Here is an 18,114-nt window from a genome sequence, read left to right as displayed (position 1 = left end):
TGTTTTTTCGTCTTTTGAAATCGAGGAATACCGTAGTAGCATACAAGGAGAAAGCCTCGACCAAACTTATAGTTCCTTATTCTATATAACCCCTAATAAAGGAATTTTGCGGAGAGACTCTCTTTCAAGGTTCTAGACCACTTAAAAAAGGAACCCAACGGGGGAGCGGGGGCTAGGGGAGGGTTTCGCTGCTGTACAGGAGGCTTTTGATCTTGGGGTCCTTCAGGTTTTCGGCCTGGATAAAGTAGGTTTCGGTTTCTATGCGTTTCTTGACTGGCTTGCCTTTGGCGGCGGTCACGGCGGCCTCTATGCTTTCATAGCCTATCTGGTACGGGTCCTGGAGGGCAAGGCCTTGAACATAGCCTTGAGCCAGGCCCGCTGCGATAGAGTCATTGACGTTGGTGCCAATAAAAGTAACTTTGCCTTTGAGCTGTTTCTGTTTAATGGCCTGCAGCATGTTGTCTGTGGTGACCTCAGAAGAGGTGTAGACGCCAGTGGCATCTGGGTGGTCAGCTAAAAAGGCGAGGCTGGCTCTAACGGCTTCTCCGGGTTTAGCCTGGGGGTATTCATCTGAGGTGATGACCTCAATTTGAGGAAAGTCTTTTGCCAGTGTCTCTTGAAAGGCCTGTTCCCGCTGCCGGGTGGTGATGCTCCCTTTCCTGAACCGCTGCAGCAGCACTTTGCCGGTGCCCTTCAGCATCTTGCCCATTTGGGTGGCGCAGGTTCTCCCCAGCTTGATGTTGTCTGTGCCTACAAAACTGGTGTAGTCAACATTGCCCAGCTCAGTGTTGACAATCACCAGCGGTTTCTGCTCATTCAGCACAGCGGCAGAAGGTTCTACCAGGCTTATGAGATCTATGGGCGCCAGCACAATGGCATCTACCTGTATTTCTAAGAAGCTGTAGACCAGGTCAATCTGGGTAACCACGTTGTCTTCATGGAAAGGGTCCCGCCAGAAGAGCTTTACATCTAAGTCTTTGGCCGCCTTCACTGCCCCTGAACGTACATTCTTCCAGTAATGGAACTCTGAGGATTTTGGCACGAAGGCTACTTTGAGCTGCCGCAGGGTGCTTTGCTCTGTTCTGGCATTTGAGCTGGAGTCACACCCCGCCAGGAGGAAGAAGGGGAAGAGGTAAAGTATAAAAAGCAGGTTCTTTGTCCTTTCCATAGCGCCTTATGTACGAGTAAAGAAGCCGCAAAGATAAGCCTTGTCTTTAGAACAATTCCAGTTTGCGGGCTGAATTGCGCTCCAGCCAAGGGCGAAATCTGTTTCAGGGCTGTTTTCCTGAAAACAACCCTGAAACAGAACGTTATGGGCAATAGGCGGTTACCTCTATTTCTACCAGCAGCTCTGGGGCAATGAGGTCCTTTACTTCAATCATAGAGGTTGCGGGCCGTATGTCTTTAAAGAATTCGCCATGGGCGCGGCCTACTTCCTCCCACTGGCTAATATCTGTGACAAACATACGGGTACGTACCACGTCTGCTAGTGAAGCCCCTGCTTCCTGCAACACGCGGTCTATTTTCTGCAGAATACATTTGGTTTGGGCGTAGGCATTGCCGGGGCCTACCACTTGTCCGTTTTCTACGGCAGTGGTGCCGGCCACTTCCAGCAGCGGTCCAACTCGTACGGCGCGGGAGTAGCCCACGGTAGTTTCCCAGGGGGCGCCAGAGGAGAATAATTGACGGGTAACAGAAGACATTTGGAGGTTGAGTTGATACGCCGCAATAGTAGGAACTCCCCGGTAGTGAGGCAAGCTCTTTTTAAATCTTATTCTGAACAATGCGTTAGGCAGTAGGTTTTTAGGTTGGTGCTGGCGGTGAATAGGCGCCTGCTGGTGGTGCAGCAGTAGCTTGGGCCCCAAGTGCCTGACGTTCTGTTTTTGAGCTGATTTTTAGAAAACAGCTCAAAAACACAGGTGAAGAGAGGCCGCCGTAAAAACAAAACAAATAGTTGGTAGGAATTTCTTAATTTGAGCATCAGATTGCCAAAACCGACCGTAGGTAGACCATGCACCCGCACCCGCTCAAGATTGACATTCACACCCACATCTTGCCCGAGAAATGGCTAGATTTGCGCGAACGCTACGGGTACGGCGGCTTTATACGGCTGGAGCACCACAAGCCCTGCTGCGCCCGCATGATGAAAGACGACCGCTTCTTCAGGGAGATCCAGGACAACAGTTGGGACCCGAAGGTGCGCATGCAGGAGTGCCGCCGCCACGGCGTACAGGTGCAGGTTTTGAGCACGGTGCCCGTCATGTTCAGCTACTGGGCCAAGCCCGAACACACGTATGATTTAAGCCAGTTGCTCAACGACCATATTGCGGGCGTGGTGGCAGACTACCCCCACCGGTTTGTGGGGCTGGGCACGCTGCCCATGCAAGACACGGCGTTGGCCATTAAAGAACTGGAGCGGTGCATGAAAGAACTGGGCATGGCCGGCATACAGATTGGCTCCAACGTAAATGACCTCAACCTAGACGACCCCAGCCTGTTCCCCGTCTTTGAAGCCGCCGCTGAGCTAGGTGCCGCCATTTTTGTGCACCCCTGGGACATGATGGGCGAAAAGAAGATGCGCAAATATTGGCTCCCGTGGCTGGTAGGCATGCCCGCCGAGACATCGCGCGCCATCTGCTCCCTCATCTTTGGCGGGGTGCTGGAGCGGTTGCCCCATCTAAGGCTGGCGTTCGCCCACGGCGGAGGCTCTTTCCCGTTCACCATCGGCCGTATTCAGCACGGCTTTGACGTACGCCCCGACCTCTGCGCCGTTGACAACCCCGTCAAACCGGAAAGTTATCTGGGCAAGTTCTGGCTTGACTCACTGGTGCATTGCCCCAACACGCTGGACTATGTAGTGAAACAGTTTGGTGCCGACAAGGTGGCGCTGGGCTCAGATTATCCGTTCCCGCTGGGCGAGGAGGAGCCGGGCAAGCTCATTGAATCTATGCCGTACCCAGACCATGTGAAGGAGATGCTGTTAAGCGGTTCGGCGCTGCAATGGCTGGGCTTGGAGAAGGAGCGGTTTTTGGTGGGGAAGGTGTTGCGAGTGAATTAGGGCAGTAGTTGATTTTCTTCGGAGAGAAGTTTTTTTTAACGGATATGTAGTTATCTAAAATAAGATTATGGCAACAATACAAGAATATTTTCTGAATGACTTTATGGACTTGAGTATTGATATAACTTTTACTGTGGATTTTCAGAAACAGGAGTTGTTAACTAAAGTTATAACTCAACATAAGGTTGAGGTAAAGCAGAGATTGCAACATGATTCTAATAGTTCAGCAAGGTTATTTACATTTTATGTTCCTGATACTCAAGATACAGCTTTTGTTTGCCAAGCAATTATTAAAGATTTGGAAAAATTGAAGAAACAAGCTGACGGTGTTGATGCTATAGGAGGATTTGCAGACGATAATGCGGTTGGAACTCACTCGCCTGTATATTCAAACAGGATGTTTTTCTATACAGAAAGACAATTAAATACGAATGAGCTAGACGAGCTAGATAAATTAGCAAAGGAAAAACAACTTTACATAACTTTCCGAAGCCACGATTACTTAAAAAAGAGAATGGAATTACAGAAACCTTTTGCATTTATTTCTCATGACAGTAGAGACAAAGAATTAATTGCTAGACCACTTGCAAATGGATTAAACTCACGACTTTGTTTTGTCTGGTATGATGAGTTTTCATTGAAAGTGGGAGACAGTTTGAGAGAGTCAATAGAAAAAGGAATTAAAGAAGCCAAAAAATGTGTGCTCATTTTGACACCTAGTTTTTTAAATAATCCTGGTTGGGGTAAAAAGGAATTTAACTCAATATTTACCAGAGAAATGATTCTGAATGAACGTGTGGTTCTTCCTATCTGGTATAAAGTTTCAAAAGAAGAAGTATATAACTATTCGCCTTCACTCGCGGATACTTTTGCACTAGTATGGCCAAGTTCTGAAGCTAAATCTGAAGATGAATACCAAAAAGAAGTTGAGCTTGTAATAAGCAAATTGCATGCATCTATAACAAAATAGATAAATAAAAATAAGCCACTATATATATAGTGGCTTATGAGAATTATTTTAGAAACTTTATTCGCTAACGGTTGATGATGATGTTTTTAAACCTGATAGGTTTAATGTTCTTACCGTTTAAACCATATTCCGTTTTACCCTAATTTCCCAAACCTAGCCCGGAAACGGAAACAAACGCCAGCCTGTAGAGTTTCAGGTAAAAGTGCATGGCAGTCTAACGCCTGTTAGGTAAATTCGCCCAACCTTCATCCAGATTACGCAAAGAACTACATGTCCTTCCAAAATACCCTCGCTTACGCGCAAGAGCAAGACCACCAAGATGAGCTTCGTTACTTCAGAGAACATTTCCATATTCCGCGGCACAACGGCCAAGACACCGTCTATCTCTGCGGGAACTCCCTAGGCCTACAACCTAAATCGGCTCGGGCCGCGCTGGAAGAAGAAATGACCAAGTGGGCGGAATTGGGCGTAGAAGGCCATTTCACCGGTGATGACCCGTGGTTCACGTACCACAAAACGCTGGCCGCGCCCACCGCCAAACTGGTAGGGGCCAAGCCCGAAGAAGTGGTCATCATGAACCAGCTCACCGTGAACCTGCACCTCATGCTGGTGTCGTTTTATCGGCCGCAAGGCCAGCGGTACAAGATTCTCACCGAGGCCGGGGCGTTCCCCAGCGACCAGTACGCATTGGAAAGCCAGGTGAAAATCCACGGCTACGCGCCCGAAGACGCCATCATTGAAATCGCGCCGCGCGCAGGCGAACATACGTGGCGCACCGAAGACATTCTGCAGGCCATCAAAGACAACGGGAATGAAATTGCGCTGGTGCTCATGGGCGGTCTGCACTACTACACCGGGCAAGTGTTTGACATGGCGGCCATCACGCAGACGGCCCATGAAGTAGGCGCGGTTTGCGGGTTTGATTTGGCGCACGCCGCCGGAAACGTGCCCATGCAACTGCATGACTGGGACGTAGATTTTGCCGTGTGGTGCACCTATAAATATTTAAACTCCGGCCCCGGCGGAACGTCTGGCGTGTTTGTGCACGAGCGCCACGCGCAGAACCCCGAGCTGCCGAGGTTTGCCGGTTGGTGGGGCCATGACCAGCGCGTGCGGTTCAAGATGCAGAAAGGCTTCATTCCCATGCCCGGGGCCGAAGGCTGGCAGCTTTCCAACGCCCAAATCTTGCCCATGGCGGTGCACAAAGCCAGCCTCGCTATTTTTGACGAAGCCGGTATAGAGAACCTGAGAGCCAAAAGCGAAAAATTGACGGGCTATCTGGAGTTCCTGATAAACGGCCTGCACCAACCCAAAGACCAGCTGGAAATCATTACGCCCGCAGACCCCGCCGCACGGGGTTGCCAGCTGTCTTTGCTGGTGAATAAAAACGGGCGGCAGCTGTTTGACACCCTCATGGCCAACGGCTTCATCCTGGATTGGCGCGAACCCAATGTAATCAGGGTAGCACCTACGCCGTTGTACAACACCTTTGAAGATGTCTACCGGTTTGGCCAGTTTCTGGCGGCGCATTTTCAGGGGTGAGCCACAGGGCTTTTTTGAAAAGGTGATAGAGAGGCTTTTTCTGTTTTCGGCCTGTTTTTAGAAAAACAGGCCGAAAACAGGAAGGAGGCTGCGGCCCCCGTTGTTGATAAACGGCTGTTCTAGCAAAAGCGGTCTCAGAAATAAAAGACTGAAGCGCCCACTGTTGCAACAGGCTGTCGCTGTTAAGTTGTATTCACGGGCAACTAGGCTGCGGCCCGTTCTATGCTTTTCTTCTTGTCAGCATGGAAACCCGCCTTTCAACATGCTCTTAAATCAAATCAAAGGCCATGGCATACTGAGACAGGTCATAGCTTGTGTTGGCATTCAACTTCAGTTTGATGTTGCGGCGGTGGGTGTTCACGGTCTTCTCTGAGATAAAGAGCTCCTGGGCAATCTCAACCGAACTTTTGCCTAACACAACCAGCTTTAACACTTCCCGCTCCCGGCTGCCTAGTTGAGAATAGCGCTGGTAATTCTGCCTGAGAAAGGTATTCTCATCTAACAGCCTGCTCACCTTGGCGGTAATATGGCGCATGGGGTCAATTAAGAGGGCAATGGTGATGGTGAGCAGGGGCTGGTTCTGATCATCTTTCATCAGAATCTTGAGGGTGCTCAGGTGCCAGTGCCACACCTCACTGCCATGAAAACGCACCTGCTGAAAGAAGGAGATAACTTCCTGTTCATCGTTCCGTTCTAAGAGGCCGCAAATGAGCTTGGGAATATAGTCACCGGTCTCTTCCGGGTTAAAGAAGCGCAGATGGTAATCTGGCCCCATCTCTTTCAGCTCTTCTAAGGTGATCCCCAGCTTATTTAACCCGCGCTGCGACATGTATTCCACCGCAAGGTTCTTTTTTAGGTTATGGATGATCACTACACCCGGTATCTGGTCTGCAATTTTAGCAATCTCAGCAACCTTCTCTGCCACGCGGTGGTCAAGGTCTGAGTCTAGGAGGTTCTCCATGTGTTTTTCAACAACGTGAGTCCCAAGAAAGCAGAACTATGTTAAATAGTCAAGTCTATGTAGCTACTTATTTTTAAGTAATCAGTTTTAAGTAGTGAAGGAGGAACGGGAGTCATGAAGCTGTTCAGAGGTTTCTGTTTACTCCAGCGCGCAGGCGTGAGTTTGTGCGGTAAGGCTAGACTAACCCCCTGTTTTAGGGCTGTTTTCTGAAAAGTAGCCCTAAAACAGGGGCACAGGCAGATGCCTGCGCCTTATAGGCCCTTTCAGAGAGATACGGGCGAAACGCTGAACAGCTCAAAAAAACTGCCTGCTGCAAAGGCCCATTACTTATCCTGAAGAGGGATTGAACCTTTTTAGTGAACGGGGCATAGACCTGCCGCTGAGGTGTACAAGCAGAATTACCTGTTACGAAAGCAAAACTCTGGCAGGTGGCCACTTGCGTTCATGGCCTTCTTTTCTGAAAACAGGCTGTAAATGCGTTGATGCACCCGCGTTTTTGTTCACCCGTGTTCTGTAATACAAAAACGAGGAATCTATTTCCGTTTCAAAATTTTAAACTCTGTGCGGCGGTTTACCTGATGCTCTTCTTCAGAGCAGGGCACCCCGTCTTTGCAGCGGTTAAGCAGCTTTGTCTCACCATAGCCTTTTGCTACTACCCGGGTGGCGTCTATTCCTTTTGAGATGATATAATTCACTGCTGTTTGGGCGCGTAATTGGGAGAGTATTTTGTTGTAGGCGGCCGTCTGGCGGCTGTCTGTGTGGGAACTAAGCTCAATGCTGATCTTGGGGTTGTCTTTTAACGTTTGCACCAGTTTGTCTAACTCTAAGGCCGCCTCAGGCCGAATATCTGATTTGTTCAGGTCATAGTAGATGTTTTCCACCAGAATTGGCTTGTTGGGTGCGCTCCTGTTCAGGGCCAGGCCTAACCGCACCATGTCTACTATAGACTCACAGGTGGGGGTTACTGCCGCAGAACGGGTCAGGTAATCTGGTTTGGTGGCTTTGATGCTGTAGGTGACCCCATCCAGAATGTCAAACGTGAAGTTGCCGGCGGCATCTGAATATGTAGTGGCCACCACAGAGTCGTTTGGCAGGTAAAGCTGCAGCAGCACGTTGCCAACGGGTATTTCTTCATACACGCCGGGCCTTGTTTCCGTCTTCTCAAAAGACCTGCCTGCCAGTTTGCATGGAATTGGCTGGTACTGGAAGGTGTAAATGTCATCTGTCCCGTCTGAGCTTTCCCGGTTAGAAGAAAGGTAGCCTGCGTCTGTTGTCTCAAACACAATCCCGAAATCATCACCCGGTGAATTGAGAGGGTATTTAAGGTTCTGGACCTTCTTCCAGACAGTGCCAGACCCTGCCGCAGAGAAAATGTCCAGGCCGCCCATGCCTTGGTGCCCTTCTGAGGAAAAATAAAGTTTGCCAGAGGGTGCCACCACCGGAAATACCTCTTTGCCCGGGGTGTTGATGCCGGCCCCCAGGTTGACGGGTTTTGACCAGGAGTTGTCACTTTCCCTGACGCTGTAGAAGATGTCAGATTCGCCAAGCGTGCCAGGCATGTCTGAGGAGAAATAAAGGGTGTCGCCTGATTTAGATACCGCGGGGTGCCCAATAGAATAGGTGCCGGGGTTGTTGTAGGGGAACGGCTGAGGCTCACTCCAGCCGTTCCCTTTCCTCTGGGAAATGAAAATCTCCAGGCGGTTTACATTTTCAGGCACTGAGAACTTGACCCAGCTAAACGGGTCTGTGTTGACGCTTTTGCCTTGCTTCTTCAACTGGTTGATTCTGGTAAAGTAGATAGTGTTGCCATCTGGGGAGAAGGCCGCAGACCCGTTTTGGTGGTCACTGTGAATAGGGGAGGGCAGAGGGGTAGCCGGGCTGAAACCAGCTGCTTCTTTTTTACTGTAGTATAAGATTGAGTTTGGTCTGCCCGTCCAACCCAGCACGTTCTTATTGTTCTTGCTGTCAACCCGGTCTGACGTGAACACAAGGCCATCTTGAAACAGCGCGGGGCTAAAGTCAGAGTTCTCAGAATTCAAGCCGGGCGCCTTCTCTACCCGGAACGGTTGGGGGTTCCCCATCCAGAGCTGGGCGTTGACAGAGGTGGCAATCAGCTGCATGGCCTCTGGGGTGGCAGAAGGTACCTGCTCGGCATAGGTGAGGTAGAGGTTCTTCGCCTTTTCATAATTGCCGTTCATGCGGGCCGCATCTGCATAATGTTTCAGACTCTGGGGATCATAGTCTGGAAACGCCATCATCTGGGCATACCAGAACTCAGCTTCTTTTGAATTGTTGAGCCGCCGGTATGAATCAGCAATTCTGGCAATAATGGGGAGAGTGGGTTCCTGGGTTTGGAGTACCTTTTTGTAAGCCTCAATGGCTAGGGCAAACTCTAGCTTCTGGTAGTGGGTGTCTGCTATCTTCTGCTGCTTCTGTGCCAAAACGGCTATAGAAGAAAGCAGCAGGAAGGGCAGGAACATATAAAGAACTAAAACTTTGGCACGCATGGTAAAATCTCTAGTCCCTTCTAAACTATTTTAGAAGTGGCGAATGGTTAACGACGGGGAATCTGCATCTCTGAAGAAAAAGAAGCCTACAGATAGTTCATGGCTGGCATGCCCCTGCAGGCTGGTCAAGGTCATGTCATTTGAGTAGCCCACTTTGATTTTAGGGGTCACATACACCTCTGCCATCAATGCCCAGGCATTCATGTTTTCAAGTTCTAACGCCTGGTATCTGGATGTGTTAAACACTTTCAAAGCCATGCGGTATGTGCCGCCCAGCCAGAGCCGGTCACCAATTAGAAAGAAGGCATTCAAATCAATATTGGTGGGGCTTTTCAGATCTTCTTTCACCAGAAAGCTTGGCTTGAATTTAAGCAGAGAGCCCAGGTCAAACACATAGCCCGAGGTAAGGAAATAGTGCCTGGCCGGTGTATAGGCAATCCTGTTGCTCCCTGTGATCAGGTTAGAAGCTGAAATCCCTAAAAAGTAGCGCTCTGTGTTGAAGAAGATGCCCGCTTTGACATCAGGCAGAAAGACACTCTCTTTGGTAGCCGGAATAGCGGCATCCGGCTCCGGGTCAATTAACCTGATTTTAGTGCCATCTATAGAAAATTGGGAAACTCCGCCTGAAAGGCCTACGGACAGACGCGTTTTCTCCCCTAGTTTGATTCTGACCGCAGAACTTACATTGATGGTTCTTTGTCTCTGCGCCCCCAACTCGTCATTCATGAGCTGAAGGCCCAGCCCTATTCTCTGGTTCAGGAGGGTGCCGTCTACCGCCAGGGTCTGGGTATGGGGGGCGCCTTCTAAGCCACTCCACTGGCTTCTAAACAAGCCGGTTACATTGAGAACCCCTTTGCTACCAGCATAGGCAGGGTTGATCACCAGGCCATTGAAAATATACTGGGTGTACGAGGCACTCTGCTGCGCCGCAGAAGAAAGCGCCCACAATAACAGAAAGGGTAAAACTATTTTCTTCATATCACTTACTGCACAAGCCTCACGTTTACCTGACAATCATCACATACCCCTGATAGGTCTTGGTGACCCCATCACATAATTTCACTTTAAGCACATAGAAGTAGGTCCCCTCACTTAGGCTCCCTCCATCCCAGTTGTTGCGGTACCCTTTCTGCCGGTAGACTTCAGCCCCCCAGCGGTTGATGATGACCAGGTCATTCTCTTGGTAGTTTTCTATGTTCCTGATTTTCCAGGTATCATTGAGGCGATCGCCGTTAGGCGAAAGGGCGTTGGCAAACTCTAAATCAGCCTGAGCCTTGGCAGGGTCTGCGAGCAGGGCAGTGGCGGCACTTGAGCAGGCGGTGGTGCTGGCATTGTTGGCTACCACATGAATGGTTCCTGCCTGGCTTCCGGCTGGGGCCGCCACCTTGATGGCGGTAGAGCCCTGGCCACTGGAAATGCTCCACCCCGCCGGTACTGACCAGGTATAAGAAGTAGCACCCGGGACAGCCGCTATGGAGTATTGCAGTCCCGTGCACGGATTGCTTTCATCAAGGATCACCACTGGTGCTGCCGGGGTAGCCGAGACCGTTGATGTGAACCGGGCGCTGGCAGCGTGGCAATTGTTTGAGGCCGCCACCTGCAGGCTACCCCCTTCGCTTCCAGCTGTAACGACAACGGTATTTGTGCCCTGGCCAGAGGTAATAGACCAGCCGTCTGGAACAGTCCAGTGATAGGTATTGACACCCGCAACTGCCGGTACTGAGTAAGAAAGCCCTTTTTGGGAGGAGCACACGTCTGCCTGCCCGGTAATGGCGCTAAGTTGTAGAGGGGTTGATTTGTCAATGTTGACAGCCAACACACTTGGCGAGCTTTCACCGCAGCCGTTGATGACCTTAACTGACACCTCGCCAGAAGCGGGGCCTGCTTTGACCTCAACGGCAGAGGTTCCCTGGCCTTTGGTAATCTCCCAGCCGTCAGGCACCTCCCACAGATAGGAGCTGGCGGATGGAACCGGTAGAATGCTGTACTTTAAATTGGTTTGCCCGGCACAGAGAACGGCTGCGCCCTCTGGGGTGATTTTTCCTGGTGCTGAGGAGGTGGCAGTAGAAGAAAAGACAGCCAATGTGCCGGCCTCACTGGTGCCGCATTTATTCACAGCCACCACACTCAACTCTCCTGAAGTTTTACCCACGGTCACCTGCACAGAGACGCTCCCTTGGCCGGTAGTTATTTTCCAGTCTGCCGGCACCTTCCACTGATAAGAAGTAGCCCCTGGTACGGCGTCAATGGAATAAGAAATCTTAGTAGCGCCTGCGCATTGGTAGGCAGTTCCTTTGATTTGTCCCGGTGTAGCCGGAATAGGAATGGTGGTTACTGTTTTGGTTCTGGCAGCGCTGGTTCCGCAGCCATTGACGGCAGTCACCCTTACCTCTCCCCCGGCAGAACCGGCTGTTACTTTTATGGCAGTAGTGCCTTGCCCCTCTGTGATGGACCACCCTTGGGGCACCTCCCACTGGTAATGGCTCACGCCGTTCATGGTGCTGATGCTGAAAAGGACATCTTTGGTATTGCTGCAAACCTGAGCCAATCCTGAAATGGTACCGGGGGTGGCTGGTATTTTGCTCACCATGGCTACTGACAGCGAGGTAGAGGCGCTGACGCCGCAGCCGTTTTTAGCTGCGACAGAAACGGTTCCTGCTGTTTTGGGGGGCTTCACGGTGATGGTGTTGGTTCCCTGGCCAGATTCAATATCCCAACCGGCAGACAGCGTCCAGAAGTAGGACGAGGAGGTATTATCAGGAGACTCGACTTTATACTGTAGAAGGGTAGTGGAGCCTATACAAACAGTAGTGGTTCCATGGATAGCAATTGGAGCGGGTGGGGCAGTGGTAGAAGAGGACACTTTCAACACCGTAGCTGTGCTGCTGCCGCAGCTGTTAATGGCTTTTACTGAAATCTCGCCTTCTGCTGTACCGGCCCTCACGGTGATGGAGGAGCTAGTAGCGGGAGAGATAATGGTCCAGCCGGTGGGCACTGTCCATTCATAGGTGGTGGCACCCGGTACTTCTGCAACAGAGTAAGTGTTGTCCCTGCCTCCGGAGCAGGCTTCTTTTTCCCCAATGATTGGGCCCGGGGCGGCTGGAGCCTGGTTGGCTTTTACGAATAAGGTGCTGGCAGGGCTCGCGCCACAGGTGTTTTGGGCAACTACTGCTATTTCGCCCGAGGCCTTACCCGCGGTAACGGTAATGATATTGCTGCCCTGGCCAGAGGTAATTTCCCAATCAGAAGGAACGGACCAGGTATAGGTGGATGCTCCAGGGACCAGTGCAATAAAATAAGTAAGGCCTTTCTCTTTGGCGCAAACAGAAGCGGAGCCTGCTACTATAGACGTTGGTGTACCCGGGGGGGCGTTGCTAGGGCTTACATTGATTTCACTTCCGCTGCTTTGGCCACACCCATTGACAGCTGTTACTTTGATCTTCCCGCTTGCGCTGCCAACTGTCACTAAAATGGAAGTGCCGTCAGAAGACTGGGTAAAAGTCCAGTCATCAGGTACTGACCAGCTGTAAGAAAAAGCTCCCGCTACAGGGGCTATCCTATACTCTACCTTGGTGTTGCCGGTGCAGAGACTACCTGTTTCTGAAATGGGGCCGGGTGTGGCGGGTAATGCCGTGCTGGTACGCACAGCCAGGGCGGTGGCCTGGCTGGCTCCGCAGTTATTTCTAGCAATGACAGAAATGGTTGAGGGGCCTACCCCAGCTTTCACTTTGATAGAAGTTGTTCCCTGGCCGGTAGTGATGGTCCAATTTCCTGAAACTCTCCACTCATAAGATGTGGCCCCGTTTACCGCAGAGATAGTATATATGATTTCTTCTTCCTGGGCGCAGACACTGTTTCTGCCAGATATGGCAACCGGGGCAGAGGGGGGCTGTGCCCCAGACTGCACTGCTAAAACGCTGGCGGCGCTGAGGCCACAGCTGTTTATGGCTTTGACAGCTATATTGCCGGCCTTGGTTCCTGCCTTTACTTGAATGGTAAGAGTGCCTTGGCCATCTGTGATGGACCAACCGTCTGGTACTGCCCATTCATACCTGGTGGCCCCGCTGACTTCTGAAATGCTATAAACAGTCTTCTCGTCATTAATACAGGTGACAAGCGTGTTACCCGTTATGGGCCCGGGTGACGGGGGGGCGGCCGTAGCAGGTGCTACCGCCAGGGTGGTGGCCTGGCTGCTGCCACAGTTGTTTTTACTGGTCACTCTGATCTCGCCACTGCTATTCCCCACGGTTACTTGAATGGTGGCGGAACCTGTTCCGGAGGTGATGGTCCAGCCATTAGGCACCTGCCAGGCATACTCAGTTGCACCGGGTATCTCCTGTACAGAATAGGTGACATTCTTTGCGTTCACACATGGGGAGACATTACCGGAAATACTGACAGGGGCGTTGGGGGAGCTGAGGGAAGGAGACACCGAGAGTGATCTCGCCGGGCCTGGACCGCAGACATTGACTGCAGAAACTGCCACGGTCCCAGAAGACGTGCCCGCTTTTACTGTGATAGAGGTGCCGTCTGCCGGGCCAACTAGTACCCAGCCGGGCGGTAACGTCCAGGTATAGGAGACAGCCCCTGGCACAGCTGGGATACTGTACTGCAGGTTCTCTTCACCAGCGCAAGGCTGTAAAGCAGAGCTGTTGATGGCAGAAGGCTGGGCAGGTTTGGTTGTAGGGGTGACGGTAATACTGCTTTCAGCGCTTTGCCCGCAGTTATTGAGCACGCTCACATAGATGGTTCCGGATACTACGGCAGTGGTGACTTTTATTTTTACCTCAGAGGTTCCTTGTCCTTCTACCAGCGCCAGATTGCCAGATACTCTCCAGAAATAGCTATCTGAGGCAGACTTGGGGGTGACTGAATACGTGTAGGTAGTTCCTTCAGCAGAGGCGCAGGGCAGGAGGGTTCCGGAAATAGAGGCTGGCTCAGGCTTGGCCATGGGGCTGACCGGGTAAGTAACAGGGGTACTGGTGCCGCAGCCGTTGATGGCTGCTGCCTCTACGTTGCCCGCACCGCTTCCCACTATCACCTTGACAGCTTTTGACGTTCCGCCTTCTAGGACTTGCCAACCTTGAGGGAATTTCCAGGTATAGGAGGTGTTTTCAGGGTTGCCACTTGCAGTATACACCACTGTTTCACCTACGCAGGGCGCCTGATTGCCTGAGATGGCCGTTGGCGGAGCCGGAGCCGCCACCGACGGCTGCACAGATAGGTTAACGGCGGTGCTGGGTCCGCAGGCATTGACTGCCCTAACGGTTACCTGGCCAGCCGTACTTCCGGTTTGCACGGTGATGGTAGTGCTCTTTTCCCCTGAAATGATTTGCCAGCCAGCAGGAACGGCCCATTCATAATATTCTGCCCCGGTCACAGGGGCAATTGTATAGGTGACGTCTGCTCTGCCAGTACATGGGTTGGCAGATCCGTAGCTGGCTGATATAGGGCCAGGAGCCAGGGACGGTGCTACCGGAATGGTGACTTTCCTGGTACTGGGTTCACTTACGCTGCAGACATTTTGGGCGGTCACTGATACTTCCCCCTCAGATGTGCTGGCAATCACCTTGATAGTAGAACCGTTAGAGCCGCTCACAATCTGCCAGCCGGGAGGGAAGGTCCAGTTGTATTGGGAGGCAACTTTGGTGGGGGTTACGCTAAAAACAACTTCCTGTCCCGCGCAGGCAGAGACAGGGCCAGAAATTTCACCCGGGTCAGACGGGGCTACGCAGATAGAGACTGAATGCTCATTGTTCTCCCGGCTTTCGTCCAGGCCATCGCCTAAGATTGTTACACTGTTCAGCAGAATGGCGGTGGCGTTGTTGTTGATCTCTGTAGTAAGTTCTAACGTAGCAGTGGCACCTGCCCCAAAATAATTTATGCTCCATTGAGACGCAGACGGGTCATAGGCAGAGCCGGGAGGAGCTTTTGAGCTAATGTAGGTAAGGCCGGAGTTTAAGACAAAGATCCTCACATTGCTTTCGCCAATAGGGCCTGCATTGTGAGCGGTTATGGTATAGGTGACGGTGCCCCCAACAAAATAATTTCCCTGCGCATTGCCTGCACTCTTTTTGATCGTTACTGATAAATCAGTAGGGATGGTGATGATGTTATTGGTAAGGCCCACGCTGCCAGAGACAGAGAAAAGGCGGCCGTATACGGTGGCCCCTGATCTGGCGGTAATGTTTTGAAGTGCTAAAAGGGAGCCTCTGAAAGTGGTACCGTTGCCTAACGTGGCCTCACCGGCCACCTGCCAGAAAACGTTCTTGACTTTAGGCTGTGCAGTTTCAAGAAAGCTGATGCGGGCGTTGCTGCCTATGGTCAAATCGCCGTTGATCTGGAAGATAAACACGGCGTTGGGGTTGCCATTGTTGTCTAATGTTAAGGTGCCGTTGATCTGCGTATGGTTGTCTAACCGATAGATACCCGGTTTTAACGTTTTGCCCCCCAACTCCTGCCCCGCCATCTGGTAAGTTGGTGCCAGGGCTGAAATCTGATGGTAGCTGGCTGACAAATCAGCCATAGCCCCTTGTGAGGCAGAAGTGTTGATTTCTGTACTGCCGTTAATAACGCCCTGGGGAAAACCTGTAAAAACTGTACCTGGTGAAACGCCTACGTTGCCATTGATTTTGGTGTCGCCAATGCTGTTGATCCCAGTTTTAGCCAGTACAGTAAAGGGGGTTGCTTTGCCAAGCTCAGGGAGAATAGACTGAGCAATGGCAGAAGTATCAATGATTAGTATAAGTATAATATAAAGTATAATTTTTTTCATGCAGGAGCCGGGTGTTTTTTAAACTTATTTCTTGTTGCCTAGAAAAATTCCTGTATTCCTCCTTTCTATAAGGGTGAGGTACATGGTTTACTGTCAACTCCTTTAACTTTCAAGAAAGGTAAATATTTTATTTGAGAATGCGTTTCATGATCTAAGGCTTTCTCTAAATGGAAGGCAATGAAGTGAATTTCATGAAATATAATATTGGTATTGTTCTATTTGTCTTTAATTTGAAATGTGCTTGCCGTTTGATTATGATTAGCAATAATTTAATAATCAGTAAATCCCAAATGAAGATGCGGCAAGAAAAGTTTCAGGAGTGTACCAGAAAAGTTGATAAAGAGAGCGTGCGGTGCGGCCGGTGTAGTTGCAAATAAAACAGCCCCCTAAAGGAGAAGCCCTTGCTTGCCCAGGCACTAAGCCTAAGCCTTATTCTGAGATTGAGGAGTAGGGGAGGTGTAAAATAAAAAAAGAGGCTAACCATTTCTGATTAGCCTCTTTTTTGCTCCCCCTCTTGGGCTCGAACCAAGGACCCCATGATTAACAGTCATGTGCTCTAACCGACTGAGCTAAGGAGGAGTTTAGTATTCGCTGCCGTAGCGTTGAATAGTGATGCAAAAGTAAGGGGTGAACGGTGATTACGCAAGTGTTGGCGAAGAAAAATTTTATAGTTTTTGGTAACTGGCTGAAAATGACAAGGGAAAATTTCTGTTTTCGGCGTGATTTCTGAAAAACAGGCCGAAAACAGAAACACTTATGCCTTGCCGGAGTAGTCATAGAACCCTTTCCCAGATTTTCGGCCGTGGTGGCCGGCGTCAACCTTCTGCTGCTGCCAGCGGCTGGGCCTGAATTTGGGGTCTTGGTGAAAGGCTTCATACATGGCGCTGGTCACTGAAAAATTAGTGTCTACCCCAATCAGGTCCATGAGCTGGAAAGGCCCCATTTTAAAGCCGCTGGCCTGCAGCAGACGGTCTATGCCCTCGTGGCTGGCTACGTTTTCCTCCAGCAGTTTCAGGCTTTCTACATAGAAATGGCGCGCCACCCGGTTCACAATAAAGCCGGGGGCGTCTTGGGCCAGAACCGGGGTTTTGCCCAGCGTCACCGCCAGCTCTTGCATAAGCGCCACCACCTCAGGCGCCGTGGCGGCCCCGGAGATCACCTCTACCAGTTGCATGATGGTGGCGGGGTTAAAGAAATGCAGCCCCACCACGCGCTCCGGCCCCTGCACCTTGGCCGCAATGCGGGTAATGGGCAGCGACGAAGTATTGGAGGCTAACACTGTCTCGGGCCGGTTCTGGTCAGCTACCTCGTTCAAAATGCTCTGCTTCACGTCCAGGCGCTCCACCACGGCCTCAATCACCACATTGGCAATGACCTGCAGAATGTCTGCGGTGAAGGTGAGCCGGTGAAGGGTTTCCTCCTGGGTGTGCACTGAAATTTTGCCTTTCTCCACCAGCCTCTGAAGCGATGCCAGGGTGGCGGCCTGGGCGTTAGCCAGCACGGTGGCGTTGATGTCGTACAGGATGGTGGTAAAACCCGCTTGTGCACAGAGTTGGGCAATGCTCTGGCCCATGGTTCCGGCCCCAATCACCGCAATGGTTTTAATGTCTTGTAACGTCATGTGGTATAGCGTTGTGTGAAATACTTGTGAAGTCCCAGGTGATTCTCTCTCCAATCTTCGGGAGCCGCTCTCACGGGATCTGCGTAACCTTTGAGAACTCTACGGTGGTGACCTTTCTGTTCCCGTCTACCTGCTCTTCTGCGCGTAAAGTTAAGTGGCTCTGGGTGACAGAAAGTACTTTTATCTCACAGAGGCCAGATGTGATGATCACCGCTCCCTGATTCTCCGTCAGGGTGAAAGTACCTATAAAGGGATCCTGCAGAGGGAACCCCTGCAAGGTGGAAATTAGGTTGTCTGAGATTTCTAAGGTGCCCTGTAAAGACGGTGCCCGCCCCGCCTGCAGGAGTTGCCCGTTCTGATTGTATAAGGGGGCCGTTGCCCTCTCCGGGTACCATTTCCCTTCCAGTTGGGTACGCGTCTCCTCCAGAAGTGTATTGGTTTCAGGCTCATGGGCGCAGGCAACCGCTGCAAATAAACAGAAGCAAAAGAATAGAAGATGGTAGAAGTTTTTCATGTACAGGGGGAAATCTAAAGTATCAGTGCCCCGTTATGCTTTATTGAAATACGTTCAGGGCTATAAACGTTTTCGGCCTGTTTTTCAGAAAACAGGCCGAAAACGGGAATCTATGTAGGCGGAACTTGGGGAGTAGGGGCAACCGTAGAAAATAACCTTTCCAACC

11 protein-coding genes and 1 tRNA gene are annotated in these 18,114 nt (G+C 51.0%); 3 read left to right on the top strand and 9 right to left on the bottom strand.

Going from position 1 to position 18,114, the window contains the following annotated elements; translation table 11 throughout:
* Positions 1-172 precede the first annotated feature (172 nt).
* A complete protein-coding gene (locus tag FHS90_RS20980; RefSeq protein ID WP_182514460.1) occupies positions 173-1,168 on the bottom strand; it encodes a substrate-binding domain-containing protein in 996 nt (331 codons plus the stop codon).
* Positions 1,169-1,310: 142 nt separating this feature from the next.
* Positions 1,311-1,865: a RidA family protein gene (locus tag FHS90_RS20975; protein ID WP_343049819.1), complete on the bottom strand. Its 555-nt coding sequence runs from the start codon at positions 1,863-1,865 to the stop codon at positions 1,311-1,313.
* A gap of 146 nt (positions 1,866-2,011) precedes the next feature.
* Here FHS90_RS20975 and FHS90_RS20970 point away from each other — a divergent pair, with 146 nt between their 5' ends.
* The 3 genes from FHS90_RS20970 (at position 2,012) to kynU (ending at position 5,570) form a co-directional block, all read left to right on the top strand.
* Positions 2,012-3,058 (top strand): amidohydrolase family protein, encoded by a 1,047-nt coding sequence (locus FHS90_RS20970; RefSeq protein ID WP_182514459.1) that lies wholly within the window; start codon positions 2,012-2,014, stop codon positions 3,056-3,058.
* Positions 3,059-3,125: 67 nt separating this feature from the next.
* Positions 3,126-4,028, top strand: a complete 903-nt coding sequence (locus FHS90_RS20965; RefSeq protein ID WP_182514458.1) for a toll/interleukin-1 receptor domain-containing protein — start codon at positions 3,126-3,128, stop codon at positions 4,026-4,028.
* A 270-nt stretch (positions 4,029-4,298) separates the two neighbouring features.
* Positions 4,299-5,570 (top strand): kynureninase, encoded by a 1,272-nt coding sequence (kynU, locus tag FHS90_RS20960; protein ID WP_182514457.1) that lies wholly within the window; start codon positions 4,299-4,301, stop codon positions 5,568-5,570.
* Positions 5,571-5,838: 268 nt separating this feature from the next.
* Here kynU and FHS90_RS22680 read toward each other — a convergent pair whose 3' ends face one another.
* The 7 genes from FHS90_RS22680 to FHS90_RS20925 all read right to left on the bottom strand — a co-directional run bounded on the left by FHS90_RS22680 (position 5,839) and on the right by FHS90_RS20925 (position 17,948).
* On the bottom strand, positions 5,839-6,531 hold the full coding sequence (locus FHS90_RS22680; RefSeq protein ID WP_281367941.1) for a response regulator transcription factor: 693 nt from the start codon (positions 6,529-6,531) through the stop codon (positions 5,839-5,841).
* Between the two features lie 533 nt (positions 6,532-7,064).
* Complete coding sequence (locus FHS90_RS20950; RefSeq protein WP_182514456.1) at positions 7,065-9,038, bottom strand: OmpA family protein; 1,974 nt, start codon at positions 9,036-9,038, stop codon at positions 7,065-7,067.
* Positions 9,039-9,068: 30 nt separating this feature from the next.
* Positions 9,069-10,016 (bottom strand): PorP/SprF family type IX secretion system membrane protein, encoded by a 948-nt coding sequence (locus FHS90_RS20945; RefSeq protein WP_182514455.1) that lies wholly within the window; start codon positions 10,014-10,016, stop codon positions 9,069-9,071.
* Positions 10,017-10,041: 25 nt separating this feature from the next.
* Positions 10,042-15,813, bottom strand: coding sequence for a PKD-like domain-containing protein (locus FHS90_RS20940; protein ID WP_182514454.1), 5,772 nt, complete (start codon positions 15,811-15,813; stop codon positions 10,042-10,044).
* Positions 15,814-16,318: 505 nt separating this feature from the next.
* Positions 16,319-16,392: transfer RNA gene (locus tag FHS90_RS20935), tRNA-Asn, on the bottom strand.
* A gap of 175 nt (positions 16,393-16,567) precedes the next feature.
* Entirely contained in the window at positions 16,568-17,434 is an 867-nt protein-coding gene (locus FHS90_RS20930) for a 3-hydroxyacyl-CoA dehydrogenase NAD-binding domain-containing protein (protein ID WP_182514453.1), read from the bottom strand.
* A gap of 70 nt (positions 17,435-17,504) precedes the next feature.
* On the bottom strand, positions 17,505-17,948 hold the full coding sequence (locus tag FHS90_RS20925) for a hypothetical protein (protein WP_182514452.1): 444 nt from the start codon (positions 17,946-17,948) through the stop codon (positions 17,505-17,507).
* Between the last annotated feature and the right edge of the window lie 166 nt (positions 17,949-18,114).

Origin of the sequence: Rufibacter ruber (genome assembly GCF_014138425.1) — a bacterium.
Lineage (GTDB): Bacteria > Bacteroidota > Bacteroidia > Cytophagales > Hymenobacteraceae > Nibribacter > Nibribacter ruber_C.
The sequence above is the reverse complement of the archived record's forward strand: the minus strand, read 5'-3'. Positions and strand labels throughout refer to the sequence as shown.